16 protein-coding genes are annotated in these 18,090 nt (G+C 49.0%); 7 read left to right on the top strand and 9 right to left on the bottom strand.

The window, feature by feature from the left end:
- Positions 1–269: 269 nt before the first annotated feature.
- Positions 270–2,366 carry an LTA synthase family protein gene (locus ACI31H_RS02380; RefSeq protein ID WP_439770397.1) on the bottom strand — a complete coding sequence of 699 codons (2,097 nt, stop codon included), beginning with the start codon at positions 2,364–2,366 and terminating at the stop codon, positions 270–272.
- A gap of 226 nt (positions 2,367–2,592) precedes the next feature.
- Here ACI31H_RS02380 and ACI31H_RS02385 point away from each other — a divergent pair, with 226 nt between their 5' ends.
- Positions 2,593–3,465, top strand: coding sequence for a DMT family transporter (locus ACI31H_RS02385; protein ID WP_439770443.1), 873 nt, complete (start codon positions 2,593–2,595; stop codon positions 3,463–3,465).
- A gap of 59 nt (positions 3,466–3,524) precedes the next feature.
- On the opposite strand, the gene helD is transcribed toward ACI31H_RS02385, so the two are convergent.
- Positions 3,525–5,828 (bottom strand): RNA polymerase recycling motor HelD, encoded by a 2,304-nt coding sequence (helD, locus tag ACI31H_RS02390; protein WP_439770398.1) that lies wholly within the window; start codon positions 5,826–5,828, stop codon positions 3,525–3,527.
- 186 nt (positions 5,829–6,014) lie between these two features.
- Between helD and ACI31H_RS02395 the strand changes: the two genes are divergently transcribed.
- The 3 genes from ACI31H_RS02395 to hflX all read left to right on the top strand — a co-directional run bounded on the left by ACI31H_RS02395 (position 6,015) and on the right by hflX (position 8,703).
- On the top strand, positions 6,015–6,665 hold the full coding sequence (locus ACI31H_RS02395; RefSeq protein WP_439770399.1) for a DedA family protein: 651 nt from the start codon (positions 6,015–6,017) through the stop codon (positions 6,663–6,665).
- Positions 6,666–6,742: 77 nt separating this feature from the next.
- On the top strand, positions 6,743–7,396 hold the full coding sequence (locus ACI31H_RS02400) for a histidine phosphatase family protein (RefSeq protein ID WP_439770400.1): 654 nt from the start codon (positions 6,743–6,745) through the stop codon (positions 7,394–7,396).
- A gap of 32 nt (positions 7,397–7,428) precedes the next feature.
- Entirely contained in the window at positions 7,429–8,703 is a 1,275-nt protein-coding gene (gene hflX / locus ACI31H_RS02405; protein WP_439770401.1) for a GTPase HflX, read from the top strand.
- A 69-nt stretch (positions 8,704–8,772) separates the two neighbouring features.
- Here the strand turns inward: hflX and ACI31H_RS02410 are convergent, their stop codons facing one another.
- The gene (locus tag ACI31H_RS02410) at positions 8,773–11,424 is read right to left on the bottom strand and encodes a YhgE/Pip family protein (protein ID WP_439770402.1); all 2,652 of its coding nucleotides are present in this window, start codon (positions 11,422–11,424) and stop codon (positions 8,773–8,775) included.
- A gap of 32 nt (positions 11,425–11,456) precedes the next feature.
- On the bottom strand, positions 11,457–11,996 hold the full coding sequence (locus ACI31H_RS02415; RefSeq protein WP_439770403.1) for a TetR/AcrR family transcriptional regulator: 540 nt from the start codon (positions 11,994–11,996) through the stop codon (positions 11,457–11,459).
- 229 nt (positions 11,997–12,225) lie between these two features.
- On the opposite strand from ACI31H_RS02415, the gene ACI31H_RS02420 reads away from it, so the two are divergent.
- Positions 12,226–13,278, top strand: a complete 1,053-nt coding sequence (locus ACI31H_RS02420) for an aldose epimerase family protein (RefSeq protein ID WP_439770404.1) — start codon at positions 12,226–12,228, stop codon at positions 13,276–13,278.
- Between the two features lie 24 nt (positions 13,279–13,302).
- Positions 13,303–13,548, top strand: coding sequence for a PspC domain-containing protein (locus tag ACI31H_RS02425; protein WP_439770405.1), 246 nt, complete (start codon positions 13,303–13,305; stop codon positions 13,546–13,548).
- Positions 13,549–13,706: 158 nt separating this feature from the next.
- Here ACI31H_RS02425 and ACI31H_RS02430 read toward each other — a convergent pair whose 3' ends face one another.
- From ACI31H_RS02430 to ACI31H_RS02450, 5 genes are all read right to left on the bottom strand, one after another.
- Positions 13,707–14,546: a DUF6681 family protein gene (locus tag ACI31H_RS02430; protein ID WP_439770406.1), complete on the bottom strand. Its 840-nt coding sequence runs from the start codon at positions 14,544–14,546 to the stop codon at positions 13,707–13,709.
- 17 nt (positions 14,547–14,563) lie between these two features.
- On the bottom strand, positions 14,564–15,010 hold the full coding sequence (locus tag ACI31H_RS02435) for a hypothetical protein (RefSeq protein WP_439770407.1): 447 nt from the start codon (positions 15,008–15,010) through the stop codon (positions 14,564–14,566).
- 72 nt (positions 15,011–15,082) lie between these two features.
- Positions 15,083–15,520: a Fur family transcriptional regulator gene (locus tag ACI31H_RS02440; protein WP_439770408.1), complete on the bottom strand. Its 438-nt coding sequence runs from the start codon at positions 15,518–15,520 to the stop codon at positions 15,083–15,085.
- 43 nt (positions 15,521–15,563) lie between these two features.
- Positions 15,564–16,121, bottom strand: a complete 558-nt coding sequence (locus tag ACI31H_RS02445; protein ID WP_439770409.1) for a guanylate kinase — start codon at positions 16,119–16,121, stop codon at positions 15,564–15,566.
- Positions 16,121–16,537, bottom strand: a complete 417-nt coding sequence (locus tag ACI31H_RS02450) for a bis(5'-nucleosyl)-tetraphosphatase (RefSeq protein ID WP_439770410.1) — start codon at positions 16,535–16,537, stop codon at positions 16,121–16,123. The genes ACI31H_RS02445 and ACI31H_RS02450 overlap by 1 nt, the downstream gene beginning before the upstream one ends.
- 114 nt (positions 16,538–16,651) lie before the next feature.
- Here ACI31H_RS02450 and ACI31H_RS02455 point away from each other — a divergent pair, with 114 nt between their 5' ends.
- Entirely contained in the window at positions 16,652–18,043 is a 1,392-nt protein-coding gene (locus ACI31H_RS02455; RefSeq protein ID WP_439770411.1) for an APC family permease, read from the top strand.
- Positions 18,044–18,090 lie beyond the last annotated feature (47 nt).

Genomic DNA, 18,090 nt, shown 5'->3' on the forward strand with positions numbered 1-18,090 from the left:
AAATATGCCCTGTGATACCAAGGGATCAGTCTGTCTTCATACTTTCAAGTTTCAGGTGATAAGTAAATTCTTTCGCTAAGTGCAACTTTAGGCCGTTTACAGAATAAGTTTTCCATTAAAAAAGGAGCGGTGACTTAAGTCTGCTAGATAGGTCAAAAGTTAATAGCGCAGTACACAAATGGGGCCCAAAGTTCAGTAAAACCGAACTCTGGGCCCCTATTTGTACTCGCGGGGGCGTGAAACAACTTCTGTCACACTCCCTCCCTAAATTATGGCTTAGGAAAGCTTAGTTTTGGATAATCTTTAAGCTCCGGTGCATCGGTACTGTAATCGCCAAAGGTACTTTGGTTATTATTTTCCGTCTTCACACTGGTCTTTTTCTTCTTTTGAGCATTCTTGAGGTTAGCAAGCCCCTTCTTCAGGTTGTAAGTGTAGTCCTTCTTATCAACCTTCTTGAAGCCCGGCAGCTTGTAGAAGCGTAGCAAGTCACCGTTCATTACCCGGTCTGACAATGCCAGGTCGGTCGTAACGTACTTCTGAATCTTACTAAACTGCTTCTTTTGCGCCGGCGTAGCCTTGGTAATCTGCTTACCGCTCTTGGTGTAGTAGTAGTCACCATTGTACTTTGTGTACTTGGCGCTTACCCAGTCACCATTTCTAAACGGTACGATCTGCTTTCGCTGCGGTGACAAGAGGTCTTGACCGAATTGAACGTAATTCTTCGAACTGATTCCCAGCAGGTCTTCCAGGGTTGGTAAGACATCAATTTCACCACCATAAGTATGGTTGATGCCCCCCTTCAGGCCCTGCATGTTAATCATAAATGGTACCTTTTGGAACATTGCCAAGTCGTAGTTATTGATCTTCTTCTTGTGTAAGATCTGAGCAATCGCGGCTTGGTGGTTATTCGAAATACCGTAGTGGTCCCCGTACAAGATCAAGACACTGTTTTGCCGCAAGCCCGACTTATCAAGGTAGTCTAGAAATTCACCAAGTGATTCGTCAAGGTAACGGGCCGTTTGAACGTACGGGTCAACCGTGTCATCCCCCGTGTTCCATGCTTGGATATCCTTATTTTGCTTATCCAGGATGTATGGATAGTGGTTCGTCACGGTAATGAGCTTAGCGTAGAACGGCTGTGGTAGTTGTTCAATGTAGTGGGCACTTTCCTTCATGAAGATCTTATCCTTCATCCCGTAACCCACGTCGTAGTCCTTCGTCTTCGGGAAGTATTCCTTGCTAAAGAAGTACTGATAACCAAATGACTTATAAGCGTTGTCCCGGTTCCAGAAACTCGGCACGTCCCCGTGGAAGGAGGCGGTAGTGTAGCCGAGCTTTTGGTGGAGTAATGCTGGTGCCGATTGGAAGGTATTGGTCGTCCCATCGGTTACCATGGCAGAACCTTCTGGCAGACCGAATAATGAGTTTTCCAACATCATTTCAGCATCGGCCGTCTTCCCTTGACCAACTTCGTGGAAGAAGTTGTCAAAGGCCAGCGTATCATCTGCGTGGTAAAGCTTGTCCAGGTTTGGCATGACCTCTTGGCCATCCTGCTTGTAGTCAATCATAAATTGTTGCAGACTTTCCAAGTGGATAACAAAAATGTTCTTCCCCTTGGCGACCCCTTCGTACTGAACGTTAGGTCCCGCATAGTTGTGGTGGATAAAGTTCAGTACTGGCTTTAATTGATCCTGGTCGGCACGAGCCTTCACAACACTGTTATGGGTGGTCTTAATCCCGTCATAAATCGTATACGCCTGCAGACCTAAGTACTTAACAATGTAGTTGTTATCAAAGGTCCGGGTCAACAATTGTGACCGGTTAGATTCCGCCATCCCCAGGTTGGCGCCAAAAAGTACAAAGCCGAGTGCCGTAACCGTCATCGCATACCGTACTTTAAAGCGGCGCATATCAACCCGGATAACATGGAATAGTAGGATTAGCGCCAAAATAATAACGTCGGCATAGACTAAAAAGTCCCCCGGACGCATAATTCCCAACAAACTCTTCCCGAGGTTATTCGATGTCGCACCGGAGCCCTTAATCACGTTAAAGGTGATAAAGTCGGAGAACTCACGGTAGTACAAGATGTTAGAAAAGAGCCAAGTTGACAGTAAGGCGTTGATGATCAGCATCAACCAATATGACAACCGTCCCCGGAAGTACAGCGCGATCCCTAGGAAGACTAAGGCTCCCGGAATAGTGTTAAAGGCAAGTAGGAAGTGTTGCATACTCCCCTTCAGGCCAAGGTTAAATTCATTTTGATACGCCCAGTAACTCTTAATACAGAATAAGAGCACGACGAGCAGAAAGAACCCCAGCTTGGTATTCAAGCCGTGTCGCAGCTTCTGCAACGCTGTTTTCATTTATTTGTTCCTCCATAGAAAAAATATCAACTTAAACAATAATACAACTTGATAGGCAAAGGCAATCTTTCACCCGGCATTTTTCAAAAAAATTTAACATTAAGCGCTTGCGGCTAAGAATTGCCATTTACCAAGCCATCAGAAAGATGATACCATTAATTTTTGGAATTTTTGTGAAAGAGGAACATACTTCATCATGTCAATTAATAAACGTCAAGCAGATCTAATGCTCTTTATCGTTGCAATTCTCTGGGGGAGCAGCTACGTCTTTGCCAAGCTAACCGTGGAGGCCGGAATGCACTCGGGTCTAATCAACGCCTGCCGGGGAACCATGTGTGTCATCGCCGGTGGAATTATTTTCTTTAAAAAGATCCGCCACATGACCTGGGTCGACTTTCGCCTTGGCCTAGCAATCGGGGTGATCAACTTCTTGGGTTACTACCTCCAAACCGACGCACTTCGTTACACCACCCCAGCCAAGAACGCCTTTTTAACCACCATGTACATTGTGGTGGCCCCCTTCCTTCTCTGGCTTTTTTGGCATGAGCGGCCCCAGCGTAAGGCCTACCTCTCGATTAGTCTCTCGATTATCGGGATGGCGATCCTCACCAATGTCTTTGGCGGCAACTTCCACCTCCAATACGGTGACTTTCTAACCCTAGTTTCGACCTTCTTTTGGGCCGGGCAAATTATCTTCTTTGCCAAGTACGCTCCGCACGCCTCTAGTCCCTGGGTACTGATCTTCATGATCGGCGCTTGTCAAGGAACCCTCGGCTGGATCACCACCTTCTTATTTGAACGACCAACCCTGGTCCACGTCCACTGGATCCAAGCCCTCATCCCCCTGGCCATCTTGGCAATCGGGATTACCTTTTTAGCCCAGGGAATGCAGATTACTGGTCAGGCCCATACCGACGCCACCACCGCCGGCCTAATTCTCATGCTCGAATCCTTCTTTGGAAGTGTCCTTTCGGTCATCATGGGTTATGATCCCCTGACTCCCCAACTAATCATCGGTGGGATCATCCTCCTGTTCGCCAACGCCATCATGGAGGTTGACCTCCGCACCCTCCCGTTTCTTAAACGTCATCAGTTTTAAATATATAAACGACCCCAAACGTCCGGCTTTCACGAATGTTTGGGGTCGTTTTATAATTATTAATCACGCTTAATCAACTGGTATTCACTCGTCGGTACTTGATTCAACAGGGAGGTCACGGTACCAGTGGCCGTTAGTGTTAGGGCATGCATTGCCCGCGAACAGATGGTGTAAAGCAGCTGCCGTTCATCATCCCCGTGGTACTGCTGGTCGTTAGCATTCCAAACGATAACCGCGTCAAATTCAAGGCCCTTGGCCAAGAACGACGGGACAATAATCGTTCCCTTAACCAGCCGTTGGTTCTCCGTCCGGATGAGGGTGGTCTTCACGTTTTGCCGTTCCAGGGCCTGGTAAAGCTGCTCACTATCTTCCAGGGTCTTACCGATGATTGCGACCTGGTCGTGGTCCTGTTGGTACTTCTTCAGCATTTCCACGACGGCCGCCACGTTGTGGTCAAAGTCTGCGGCCTTGATTACTTGTGGTAGCGCCCCGTTACGGTCAAAGGCCTCAATTGCCTCCCCATTGAGGAGGATATGCTTTGTAAAGTCCGTAATCTGCTTGGTCGACCGGTAAGACTTCGTCAGTTGTACTACCTTTGTCTTTTCGGGGTCAAACATGGTACTCAACTGCCGCAAAAGGCTCTTACTATTCTCATGGGTAAAGATTGCCTGGTTAAGGTCACCGAGCAGGGTGAACTTTGCCCGGGGGAACCGGTACTTTAAGTAGGCCAGTTGATACGAGTCATAATCTTGCACTTCGTCAACAAAAACGTAGCGGATATCACGCTGCCCGTGTTTTCCAGTAATTAGGTCATACAGATAGAGGTAAATCGTGATCCCGGTCGCGCTGATGTTACGGTGCTTAAGTTCTTCCTTCGTTTGGTCAACAAAGGCCTGCCACTGGTCGGCCGTGAGATCAAATTCGGCTAGGTTAATAAGCTTCGGCGTGACCCGGAGGAGGTGGAGGTATTGCCCATTGATGTTTAACCACTGGTTATGGTTAATGGCCTGTTTGATCGGTTCAAAGGCCTTCATCACAATCTTACGGGCCAGGAACTTGAATTCCTTATCGTCACTTTCAAATTCACGCGGCTCGTTGGCAAAGAGGTCGTCCAGCTCTTCTTTACTCAAGCTCTGGACCCGTTCTTCCACCCACTTACTACGCATCTCGGTACTAACCCGGTGGTTGAGGTATTTAATCAATGCCTCCTTCGTCCCATCGAGGCGGTTGCCCAACTTATAATTATTATTGAACGAGTAGTAAATCTCCCGAATCTTTTCCTTACTGATGAAGACCTTACCGTTAAACATAATGTTACGAAAGCGCATGTGGGCATGACCAAGCCGCTTAGCATACCGTTCCGTGGCCTTAAAGTAGGCCAGGCTGGTACACAGGCGCTGGGCATTTTTACTCGTTGTGTCCTGACTGGCCGCAAAGCGTTGGGCCAGGGTTTGCACATGGAGTCGAGGAACCCGCCGGTTGGCAAACTGGAAGTAGGTCATCTGCACCATGTTGTGCTCCCCTAGCTCTGGCAACACCTGGTCAATGTAGTCATTAAATAGTTGGTTAGGTGAGAATAAAACTACCTGGGAGGAGGTCAGGTTCCCCCGGTAGCGGTACAGTAGCCAGGCCACCCGTTGGAGAACCGCCGCCGTTTTACCAGAACCGGCCGCCCCCTGGACAAAGAGCAGGTCATCTTTAGTATCCCGGATAATCTCATTTTGGGTCCGCTGAATGGTAGTTACGATACTCTTCATCTTTGTCGATGAGTGGTTACCCAAGGCTTCTAGCAGCATCTGGTCACCAACCTGCTCGTCAGTGTCAAAGATGGTAACGATTGTCCCGTCTTTGATCTGGAACTGCCGCTTAAGGGTTAGGTCCACCTTTTGAATCCCTACCGGGGTGTTGTAGCTCACCTGGCCGAGCTTACCCTCATAGTAAACCGACGAAATTGGTGCCCGCCAATCGTAAATTAAGAAGTGGTCGGGACGGTCACTAAAGGACGCTAAGCCAATGTAAATCGTCTCCGGCTTACTAGCCCCTGGTTCTTTAAAATCGATTCTGGCAAAATAAGGCTTCTTTTCTAGTCGATTTAAGGTTGCTAAGTGGTCAGCGGCGTGTTGCCAACTGTTATTTCGTTCGTCCAGCATCTGCTGCTGGGCCCGGAAAGACATTGCCGTGTCCATCATCCCCGAATAAGTCGTCGTGTTCAGGTGGATATCATTGGTCTGCTTGTTGATATCTTCAATATCATTTTTGGCCGTCGTGATCCGCTTTTCAGCCTTCTTTTTGGCCACCTTAATTTCATCAATTACGTGGTTTAAATGCTGTTGTTCATATGCTTTTTCCGATTGTTCAGGCACTGCTTTTTCCTCCCGCTTAGGATAAAAATTATTATACTATTATATCATTCTGTCTAACTAACCGGTAGTAATTCACTGCTTGCCGGCGATTGTTTAAGGCTGGTTTAATTTTACTGGTGATTGCTAGTCAAATCTTAGTGGACATCATACAATTAAATAATAAGCATTTAAAAGGGAGGTGCTCACGTGGCCCATATTTTTTACCTATTAACACACATTGCAGAAGTCCTCATCCCGATGTTTGAGTGGCTCGGGCCGTGGAGCTACCTAATCCTCTTCGTAATTGTCTTTATGGAAACGGGATTAGTGGTCTTTCCCTGGCTACCGGGTGGCTCCCTAGTCTTTTTGACAAGCTCCTTTATTGCCGTCCACCCGATTTTAAAAATGCAAATCGTCATCCCGGTCTTCTTCTTTGCCGCCTTTCTGGGGGATTCGGTTAACTACTTTATCGGCCATAGTATCTCCCGTTGGCACTGGGTCGACCGCCGACTATCGGGGCCCCGAATGTTAACGGCCAAGGAATACTTAAATCGCTACGGCTTCTGGGCCGTTGCCTTTGGTCGCTTCGTTCCCTTTATCCGTTCCTTTATCCCGACGATCTCTGGAATGATGCACTACCCCTTCCACCGTTTTACGGTCGGTAACTTCGTCGGGGTGGTCTCCTGGGTCGCATTGGGCTGTGGAACCGGCTACTACTTCGGCTCCATCCCACTGGTTAAAGAACACTTCTCCCTGGTTATCCTGGCGCTGGTTTGTGCTGCACTGCTACTGGTCGCTATTATGTGGGGAATCAGGAATTTACGACGCCGGCAAATCAAAAAGAATCGGATGCTCTAACCCTTCTTGACTATCTTTACTACTCATTCATGGTAAAATAATGAGTAGTATTTTTTGTTAAAGGAGTTTATTCAATCATGGCAATTACCGTTTACTTCGTCCGCCACGGCCAGACCTACCTCAACCGTTACAACCGGGTGCAGGGCTGGTCAGACGCCCCCCTCACCGCGAAGGGTAAAGCCGATGCCCAACAGACCGGTAAGGAGCTGGCGGCGATTGATTTTGACTATCTTTTCAGCAGTGACTTAGCACGGACCATGGCAACGGCCCGGCTACTGCTCGCGGCTGACCCTAATACGACAATTAAGGAACCGATCCCCGAGCCGGCCTTTCGGGAAGAATTCTTCGGCTACTTTGAAGGCCAAAATTCTTCTGAATTCACCAGCTTCATGAGCGGGGCACAGGGATCACGTTGGACCTTTGCCGACATGTTTAGTGCCTGGGGTCCCGACAAATTAAAGGACACCGTCGCGGCGGCTGACCCTTACGGTGACGCCGAAGACCACGTCCGTTTCTGGAACCGGGTCGGTAAGGGGATCGACCGCTTACGGGCCCTACCCGATGGCTCAACCGTCGTGGTGGTCAGCCACGGGGTGACCATCCGCTCCATCGCTGACCACTTCGGCTACCATACCGAAGAATCACCCCGCAATGGTAGCATGACCCGGTTAACCCTAACCCCGTCAACTACCCACGTTGACTTTTACAACCAACTGAAATTACCGAAATAATCATTATCCACCAAGGGGGAACACTGCTTTTAATGGATACTAATATACAAGAAAACGAACAAGTAATCGTTACTGGCCTCGATACCGGCCAAGCAGACTATGATTACTCAATGACAGAATTAGCAGAACTGGCCCAGGCTAATAACATGGATGTCGTTCAACGAGTCGACCAGGTTATCGACCGCCCTAACCCAGCAACCTACTTTGGGAAGGGAAAGGTAGAAGAGATCGCCGAAGTGGCCGCTGCTAACCACGCCACCACCATCATTACCAACGATGAACTCACCCCAAGTCAGCTTCGTAACTTAGAAGATGAGACCAAGGTCCGGATTCTTGACCGGACGGCTCTGATCCTTGAAATTTTCGCTACCCGGGCCCAGTCTAAAGAGGCCAAGCTCCAGGTCCAGATTGCCAAGCTCCAATACCAGCTGCCCCGTCTGCAGACCAGTGCTAGCCAGCGCCTTGACCAGCAAACCGGGGGCGGGAGTGGCTTTACCAACCGTGGTTCCGGTGAAACCAAGCTGGAAATGGACCGACGGGTTATCCAGCGGCAAATTTCCCACCTCCGCCACGAATTAGCCGAAATTGACCGCTCAGAAGAGACCAAGCGGCGGCGGCGAGAGAAGAGCAATATCCCGACTGCGGCACTAGTAGGCTATACCAACGCTGGTAAGTCGACCATTATGAACGGCCTAGTTGACCGCTACGGAATGGGCGAGGACAAGACCGTCTTCGCCAAGGACATGCTCTTCGCAACCCTGGATACTAGTATTCGGCGGTTAACACTACCGAGTAAAAAGGACTTTCTCCTCAGCGATACGGTCGGTTTCGTTAGCAAGTTACCGACCAACCTGGTCGAATCGTTTAAGTCGACCCTGGCAGAAGCAGCCAACGCTGACCTCCTCATCCAGGTGATCGACTACTCCGACCCGAATTACGAAGAGATGATGAAGACCACTGCTAAAACCCTCAAGCAGATCGGAATTGATAATATCCCAATGGTCAATGTCTTCAATAAGGCCGATAAGACCGATATTGAATTTCCGGTTCTTGAGGGCGATGACCAGGTTGTAATCTCTGCCAAGCAGCCAGAGTCACTCGACTTACTGGTCGATGTTATTCGTAAGCACCTGTTTAAAGACTACGTGAAGGCCACGTTGCTTTTACCATTTGCCGATGGTCAACAGGTTTCCTACTTAAACGAACATACTAATATTTTGGACACCGAATACCGAAATGACGGTACCCTGCTTACGGTGGAAATGTCACCACAAGATGCCCAACGGTTCGCCAAGTACGAAGTTTAAAACTAAGAAGTGCGTCATCACTATCCTTGAAGATAGTGATGACGCACTTCTTTTTATTTACTTACCATATCAATCCTTGGACTGGATACCGCCTTCGTCTTCGACCTTATCCAAGAACTTCTGGTTAGCATCGATCTTTGGACTAAAGTTGAAGAGGTGGTGGTGAATACCGAACATTCCGGCCAGCAGCAGGAGGTTAAAGACTACGGCAATTCCTAATAATACGAGATTACAGAAGAGCGCGTAGTGGGCACCAATCCCGCTACTAATTGACTGCCGCAGCCCTAAGATTGAGTAGGTCATTGGCAAGAACCAGTGGATTACGTTGTAGAACTTCATCGTTACTTCCATTGGGAAGGTCCCACCGGACCCACCAAGTTGGAGCATTAACAGTACCATGGCAACAAACCGGCCAGGGTTATCAAAGGTCATCGACAGGAACATCACAATCGCCATCGACGCCAGCCCGAAACAAATGCTGGTCATGAATAGTGACGGAATGTGGTCTGTGGTCAAGCCGACCGCCAACATTACGGCATCTTCAACAATGGCCATCAGGGTAACGGCAACCGCACCAATGAAGACCTTACTTGCCCACCAGGCTAAGGCAGACTGACCAGGAGCCGCCACCCGCCGAATTGGGTAAACAAAGTTGAAGACCAAGATACCAACATACAGGGCCACTGATAGAACGTATGGTGCCAGTGCGTGACCATAGTTAGGTACATAACTGTAGTTCGTGTGCTTAACCTTCGTCGGTTCAGCAAACATATCGCTTGTCCGGTGCGTTGGCTTGATATTGTTAATCGCCTTGGCCCCCTTACCAAGCTGGCTAGCTAGTTGACCAGCACCATTATTGAGCTGGGTAATTCCACTAACCAGGGCCGGGGAGTTATCGACTAATTGCTGGGTCCCAGCCGCTAACAGGTTAACCCCACTGATGAGGCTCGGTACCTGTGCATTTAACTGGGCTAAGGCACCAGCTAGCTGGTTAGCGCCGGAAACTAGGGCCGGACTGTTAGCCATTAACTGGTTAGCACCCGCGGCCGCCTGGGCAACACCGGCCGTGTACTGGCCGATTCCGCTATTTAAGGTATTGGCTCCAGCAGCGGCGGTATCAACACCACCGGTATACTGGTTAACCCCATTATTGAGGGTGTTGGCTCCACTAGCAAGTTGACTAGTAGCAGCGGTCAACCTACTAGAGGCATCACCAAGGGTCTTCCCGGTACTAGATTGCATTTCCTGCAAACTATTTTGTAAGTTAGCGGCCGCTTGGGCAACCCGCTGGGCATTGGCACCGTTTTGGGCAACGGATTGGTCCACCGTCCCCTTCAACGCGTTAACCTTACCTTGTAGCGCACCGATCTGAGCAGCCAGGTTGGCATTACTCTGGTTGCTGGCCGCATTCCGCGTCGTGGTGGTTGCCGGTGCACTGTTGGTTTTACTCATTGCCGACTGGATCGCAGCTTTGGCACTGGCAACTTTAGCCTGGTCATCGCTACCTTCTTTACCTTGGATACCATTTAATGCCGCGAGCGCTGCATTAAGTTCGCCACTATTATTACCACTAGAGCTAGTCGTCGTAGTGGTGGTCGTTGCCGCCGGGTGGTTATCCTGCTGGGCCGCCGCCTTTAAACTACCCAGTGCGGAGCTAATGTCACCAAGGGCACCGGAAAGTTTTTGCATCTGCTGGGCGCTTTGTGACATCGGCTCGAGTGCGGCCTTTAATTCGTTAGCATTGTTAGCGATCTGACCGGACATCTGTCCCATCTGCCCTTGCAGGGTCGGGAGCATGTTATTAACCGTGCTATTCAGTTCACTATTGCCAGCCGCTAATTGACCAGCACCAGTACGAAGGGCCGCCGAGTTACCACTCAATTGATTCAGCCCACTAGCTAGCTGACCAGCACCAGCACTCAACTGGCCTGAATTCGACTGTAAGAGGCCGAGCCCGCTACCGAGCTGGCCGACACCACCAGTATACTGGGCTACACCCGCGGCGAGGGTTTGACTTCCGGTCGCCAACTGTTGCGCACCACTGGCTAACGGCGTTACTGCCATCCGTAATTGCTGGACCCCATTATTAACCTGGTAAACACCGGCTACATAACGGTTAACACCGTCGCTCAGGGTAACAATTCCGCCGCTTAGCTGTTGGGCCCCGTTAGCCGCCCGGGTCATCCCCTTACCAACGACACCGAGCTCTTTAAACATTGCGGTGGCGTAGGCCTTAGTAACCTGGGAACGAATACGATTATTTAGCTGGGTAGTCCCAATCTGGGTCATCACCTGACCAATGTAGTTTAGTGAACCATTGGTCTCGTAATGCAACTGCATCTTGCGGGGATGTTTATCCATTACGGTCGTGGCATTTTCTGAAAAGTCTTGTGGGATGGTAATCACCGCGTAGTATTGCCGGTGACTCAACCCATAGTTAGCCTTCTTCTTGGAGACAATTTGCCACTTCATCTGGTGGTTCTTCTTCAATTGGTCAACGGTCTGTTGTCCGACCGCCATCTTTCTTCCCTGGTATTCCACTGGCACATCTTTATTAACAACCGCAATCGGTAGGTCGCGCGTGCTGCCATAGGGATCCCAAACAGACTTTAGGAAGAAGATGCTATAAAGGAATGGTAGGAGGCAGATTACGGAGACGGATAATAGCAAAATATGGTTATGAAAAAGATTCCGTAACTCTGCCTTGATCATCTTGCCCATTTTAGATTTTTCACCTCGTTTATTTTAAAAGTCTATTTAGCAAGCGATAGTACTGACTGCTTGGCAAAGCTAATTAGTTCGTCGGTAGAAACATTATAATTATTCTTTTGCCACCAGTAAAAGGCCCCGATGATTGAGCCGCTTAAGATATACGCCATCATCTCGGGATTTTTGGAGTGCTGTAAGGCAATAATGACCGGATCAGTTGAATTGGTCTGCTTACTGCGGTCTAGGATTACTTGGCTAAAGATTTGAAGTATCTCCGAGTACAATGAGGTATGGGAGTTACTTGCGGCCAAGTGACGAATAATCGCCTTATGTTCATCAATATAACGAACAAATTGCTTGATAACGTCTTCTTCTGAGTCACCTGAATCGGCAATTTGGCTAATCTGAGCCCCCATCGTCTGCTCCAGCAAGTCATACTTATCGTTAAAGTAACGGTAAAAACTACTCCGGTGTAAGAGTGCCTCATTACAAATCTGATCAACCGTTAAGTGGTCAAAGGAATTCTTCTCTAAAAGAGTCAACAAGGCATTTTGAAAATCACGAACAGTTCTCGTTACACGCATTTTTTCACCTCCCCACTGTACTAATTCGACAATATTAGTGTATAACGTATGCTCACAAGACAACAGGATCAATCATATATTTCAGTATTATAATAAGACAAATATGCCAATATGTCCTAGTTTAATTTCCTTGGAAATTAACTGAATTAATTTTAAGCGGATGCCGGCGAGCCGATTGTTATATGCTACAATTTAATTAACTAGTATCACTTATCAGGAGGCGGTTACTGTGAAAATCGAAAATGAAAAATTTGGCACGTATGCGGGCCAAGACGTAATTAAGTACACACTTACTAATGACAATAACGTCAGCATTAGCGTATTGAACTTTGCCGGAATTTGGCAATCTTACATGGTGCCGAATACCCGTGGTGGCCGGGTTAACCTCTTGCTCGGTGCCGATAATATTGAGGCCTATGTTAACCCTAAAAATGCTCCAATGTATGTTGGGCGAATCATCGGACGCTTCGGCGGACGGATCGCCCAAGGGCAATTCGACATCGATGGCGAAAGTTATCAAATCCCTGCTAACGAAGGTGAAAATACACTGCATGGTGGTGCTAACGGCTTTAGTAACCACTTCTACCAAGTCGCAACTAACCAGGACCAGGATAAGCTCCAGGTAATTTTAACGGCCACAATTGGGCCCGAAACCGACCAGCTACCGGGTAACGAAACAATGAAGGTAACCTATACGTTGGCCAGTGACAATAGCGTTACCATTGACTTTGACGGGGAGAGTGACGAAAAGACGCTCTTTAACCCGACCAGCCACGCCTACTGGAACCTTTCCGGCGAAGCGGCAACTATTCAGGGGCATGTCTTAACCCTTAATTCCACCTACCACCTCGAACTAGACGACGAGAAGATCCCGACCGGTCGTAAGCTGATCAACCGCAACACCCCGTTTGACTTTAGTCACCCAACAGTAATGGGGACGGCGCTTCAGGAACTTCAAGAACGGGGCGTCGCTGAGGGGGGCTTTGACGATGCCTTCGTCGTCTTGCCAAGTAACCGTCTTGCCCATGAGCCGGTAGCAACATTAATGGATGCCGCCACTGGTCGTAAGATCAAGATGTACTCTGACCGTAACGGTCTAGTTGTTTATACCGCTAACGGCCTGCATGCTGAGGGCTTTAACCGCCCCGCTGGTCAGTGGTTTGCAATGGCCTTAGAGGGGCAAACACTACCTGACGCCCCACACCACCCACAATTTGGTGATATTTCACTACGACCAGGCTACCCTCAGCACTACCAGATCCGTTATGAATACTTTGCATAGGTTATTAATTAAGGAGGCTTTTTTATGGCTAAGAAGTTAACTAAGTCCAAGAACAAGGTCTTTTTGGGAGTCTGTGGTGGTATTGCGGATTACCTGGGTGTTGATCCCACAATGATCCGCCTAATTACCGTCGTCCTTTTGGCCTTCACCGGTTTCTTCCCGATTACTATTATTTACCTAGTCGCCGCTGCGATCATGCCCGACTATAACCACCGGGAAGGTCACCATGACCACGATCCATTAGAAGGCGAATTTACCGAGAAAAAATAACTTTTAAAACTAATAAGCGGGCGCATGACAGAAGTCCTTTATAGCTTCGTAGTCATGCCCCACAAGCACAATGGGCCTCAAACGTTCGGTTTCCCGAAGGTCTGAGGCCCATTTATGTACCAAGCTGTTGACTTTTAACCTATAAGTCACAGCCCTTTTTATTCTTCATTCTCACGCTTACGGTAGGCTACCTGAGCGTTTAACTTGTAATCGGCCGTCGTCATGATCGTCGACCCCCGCCGGCCCGGAATCTTATTTGGCCCCGCGGTTACCGCCAGGCCAGCCAGATAGATCCGGTACTTTTGGTGGGCATCACGGACGTCGGTGAGACCGATCCGAATAATGTGACCAACGGCCCGCCGTTCCATCTGGTTTAGACCAATATAAATTTCCAAACGGTGCCGCACCCGATCGTGGACCAGTTCAAAGTATGGTGGAACTGACTCCGTGTTCAATGCTTGGACCGGTTGGCCGGTTTCATTGTACTGGGCAATAATCTGATCATCATCTTGCCCATCAAAATCGTTGACAAAGATCCCCTCTTCCAGCAGTTGGTCAACGACACGTTGCAAGTTCCGTTGCTCGTAGTCATCGATTGCCACGACCGCTGGGGTCGTATTGCTGCCACTAAATAAGCCGTTGGACTGGTTGGCAATTGCGGCTGCCCGCCGATCAGCCCGGGTCGACGTCTTCTTACCGTCACTATCAAAGTGCTGTCCCGTCATCTTCGCAAACTTAGGCGAGATAATGTCGAACCGTGACGTCCGTCCCAAGAAGTAAAAGACAAAGTTCAGGTAGATAAAGTAAGTGATTGCGACCATCGCTAGGCAATATAAGAAGGCCCGCATCCAGACGTGGTTCGCAAAGAGGCGGAAGGTGACGTATACCAGGTAGATATCACCCGCCGTCGCAATCCCGATATAGATCCGACTCTTCAACTTAACATCCAGGTTGAAGTAACTCAGCGATGAATTAATCATATCAAGGAAACTAAACATGGTAATCCACCACCTCCCTATTGATTACCCGACGTGGTCGTCGTTTGACTCTGACCGGTGGTACCAGTATTGGTACTAGTGTTGCCACCACCGGTTCTGGTCGTTTGGTTACTAGTATTGCCGTTATTATTGCTCGTTGTTTGATTACCAGTATTATTATCGGTATCACCAGACCGGGGTGTCGTTTGGGTATCATTATCCGTCGTCTGGTCATTGTTATCATTATTACTATTCGAACGCTTGGTAACTGAATTATCATCCTGGTCATCGGTGCTGTTATCCTTGTCACTAACACTACGGGTGCCAGTCGAATCTTGGTCAACAGGCCGACGCGAAGTTGATACAACCTTGGCCCCTTCCGTCGTGTGGGTTGCCTTGTTCACTACGACGTTCGTAGCACCTAAAGCCAACACCAAAGAAACCAACGCAAATGGGGTTACCAGCGGTGGAATTTTTGCTGCCATTATACATTCTCCTTTTCTCAACCTATATCATAACCGATTTTACCGACTATAAATGTTAAGGAAGATTGAAATTTATTTTAAATGTTTGGTACGACACTTGGCACAAATGCCCCGTAGTTCAAATACATGGCCGGTAATCTTGGCTCCCGGAAGCTGCTGTTCATAATAGGACATCTCCAATGGGGGCATCTTGATTTCCTGAACCCGACCACAAACTTCGCAAATAAAGTGGTGGTGGTGGGCACTATCACAGCGGTACTTCACCTGCATCTGGTCATGGTGCTGACGTAGTTCAACCAGTCCCAACCGTTCAAACTCTTTTAAATTACGGTAAATTGTATCGTGGCTAAGGCCGGGATAGGCCACCCGCAGCGCCTGGTCAATGACCGTAATATCTTGGTAGTGTTCGGGATCCTTACCGACTACTCTTACCATCATTTCCCGTTGTTTCGTCCAGCGCAAGTGGTGGGCCCGGAGCTTTGCCTTAGCTTGTTCAATCAACTTATTCATTTCGGACCACCCCCATTACTGAAAGGCCTATTCTATCATATTTCTACTGGTTGCGGTTAACTAGTTGCTCAAGGGTCCTTTTAGTGGCCTCCCAGTCATCATTAACAATTACCTTAGCAACTCCCCGCAACGGGTGCGGCAGGTGTAAGTCTCGGTGATACTCCGGACTATTAAGCCGGCCGGTAATTGCTGCCGGTTCATCCCCCCGGCGACTCATCCGCTGGGCCAGCGTCGCCAGGTGGCTAACGGTTAAGAAGATTACCGTTACCCGGTCACCTAACGCCCGCCGATAGGTAAGGGCACCCTTAGTGTCCAAAACGATCACATCGTCATGCCCCTGGCGCCAGCCTTCTGCTAGTCCCTCCATTGAAGAACCATACTGGGCCCGGTCATAAGTTACCGACTCGAGCAGGTGCAGGTGGGCCATTGAAGTCGGCGTCTCAAAATGGTAATCAACCCCATTGCGTTCGCCCGGCCGCGGTGCCCGGGTAGTATGGGTAATTACCCGGTGCATTTGAAAGTGCTGCCGTAGGTAACGGGCAACTGTCGTCTTACCAGAACCAGCGGCCCCACAAATTACGTAAACGTGTTGCCTAGCCATTACTTTGCCAATAAGTGGTCGTTAACCTGGTCCAGGAGCTGCTTGAGGTTATCGTAGGTCAATCGTTGGCGTGCGGCCTGGTAGTCAAACCAACCGCAGTTCTTAATTTCCTCGGCCTGAAGGTGGATGTCCTCATTGCTGGTTAGGTCGGCCGTAAATAGGGTCATCTGCTTACGGTTGCCATTGGGTAGGTCATACTCGGTATAAACCTTAAAACTGGTATCAATTGGTACCATTAACTGGGTTTCCTCCTTGATTTCACGTTCCGCCGTCTCTTTTAGCGTTTCACTGCCTTCCACGTGGCCCTTGGGAAAGCCCCAGAAGTGGCCCTTATTCTGACTTTCCAAGAGTAGGTACTCTAACCGATCGTTGTTTTTCCGGTAAACAACTGCACCACTAGTTACTTCAATTGCCATATCCAAACCATCCTTTTTAAAATTTGATTAATATTCTCATTGACTTTTAATCTTATTCCTGGTTATGATGGAAGAAGATAATTCTGACTATATTATAGCAAAGGTGGTTTAAAGATGCGCTTTAACATTCTGCGGAAAGAAAGTCTAGATCGTTACCTCGGGGTCGATAAGCACTTTGTTAAGTCAATGACAGCCGTTGATCTGATGGCGCTGGGAATTGGGGCCGTTATCGGAACCGGGATTTTTATCCTACCGGGGACAGTGGCCGCCAATTCGGCGGGTCCTGGAGTAACGCTCTCCTTCCTATTTTCTGCTATCGTCTGTGCGCTAGCCGCAATGTGTTATGCTGAATTTTCATCCGCGTTACCGGTAGCGGGGAGTGCTTACTCCTACGGTAACGTCGTCTTTGGTGAATTCTTCGGCTGGATTCTGGGGTGGGCCCTGGTATTAGAGTACATGCTTGCGGTCGCCTCCGTTTCTACTGGCTGGGCCGCCTACTTCGATTCCTTCATTGCCAGCTTTGGCTTAAAGCTTCCGAAGGCCATTTCGGGGCCCTTCGATCCGGCCCACGGTACCTACATCAACCTGGTGGCGATTATTATCGTCCTCCTCATTACCTGGATGCTATCCAAGGGGATGCAGTCATCAATGCGGATCAACAACATCGCCGTCCTAATTAAGATCGCCATCATCATCATCTTCGTAGTGGTGGGACTCTTCTTTATCCGGCCAGCTAACTACCACCCCTTCCTTCCCTACCACATGAAGGGGGTCTTCCACGGTGCAACCGTCGTCTTCTTCGCCTACCTCGGTTTTGATGCGGTTTCGTCATCGGCCGCTGAAGTTAAGAACCCGAAGAAGAACATGCCATTGGGGATTATCGGTACACTGATCGTAGCCACCGTCCTCTACATGGCGGTTTCTGTTGTCCTCACCGGGATTGTTAAATACACCAAGCTGGATGTCGCTAACCCCGTCGCCTTCGCGCTGGAAGCTGTCCACCAGGAATGGATTGCCGAACTGCTTTCAATCGGGGCCCTGATCGGGATGTTCACCATGATGGTTACCATGATTTATTCTAGTTCCCGACTGGTCTACTCCATTGGGCGGGACGGTCTACTACCTTCCTGGTTAGCTAAGCTGGATAACCGCCACCATGTTCCCCAAGAAGCCCTTTGGGTAGTCGCTATCGTTATCGCCTTAATGGGGGGCCTGGTTTCGCTGGATCGCCTAACCAGCCTGGTCAACATTGGGACCCTGCTTGCCTTCCTCTTCGTCTCCTTTGGGATTATTCCCCTCCGGCGCCGGAAGGATATCGGTAACAAGGGCGGCTTCCAGGTGCCACTGTACCCAGTCTTACCAATTATTTCCGGGCTGGCCTGCCTGGGGATGATGGCAATGCTTTCCAAGGAAACCTGGATCGGTGCCGGTATTTGGTTCGGCCTCGGGGTAATTATTTACTTCACCTACGGCTACCGTCACAGTAAACTCAACCAAGAACGTTAAAAAAGTAGTAACCGGACATAGCAATGTTATGTCCGGTTACTACTTTT

It is taken from the genome of Limosilactobacillus sp., from assembly GCF_051873035.1.
Classification (GTDB): Bacteria; Bacillota; Bacilli; order Lactobacillales; family Lactobacillaceae; genus Limosilactobacillus.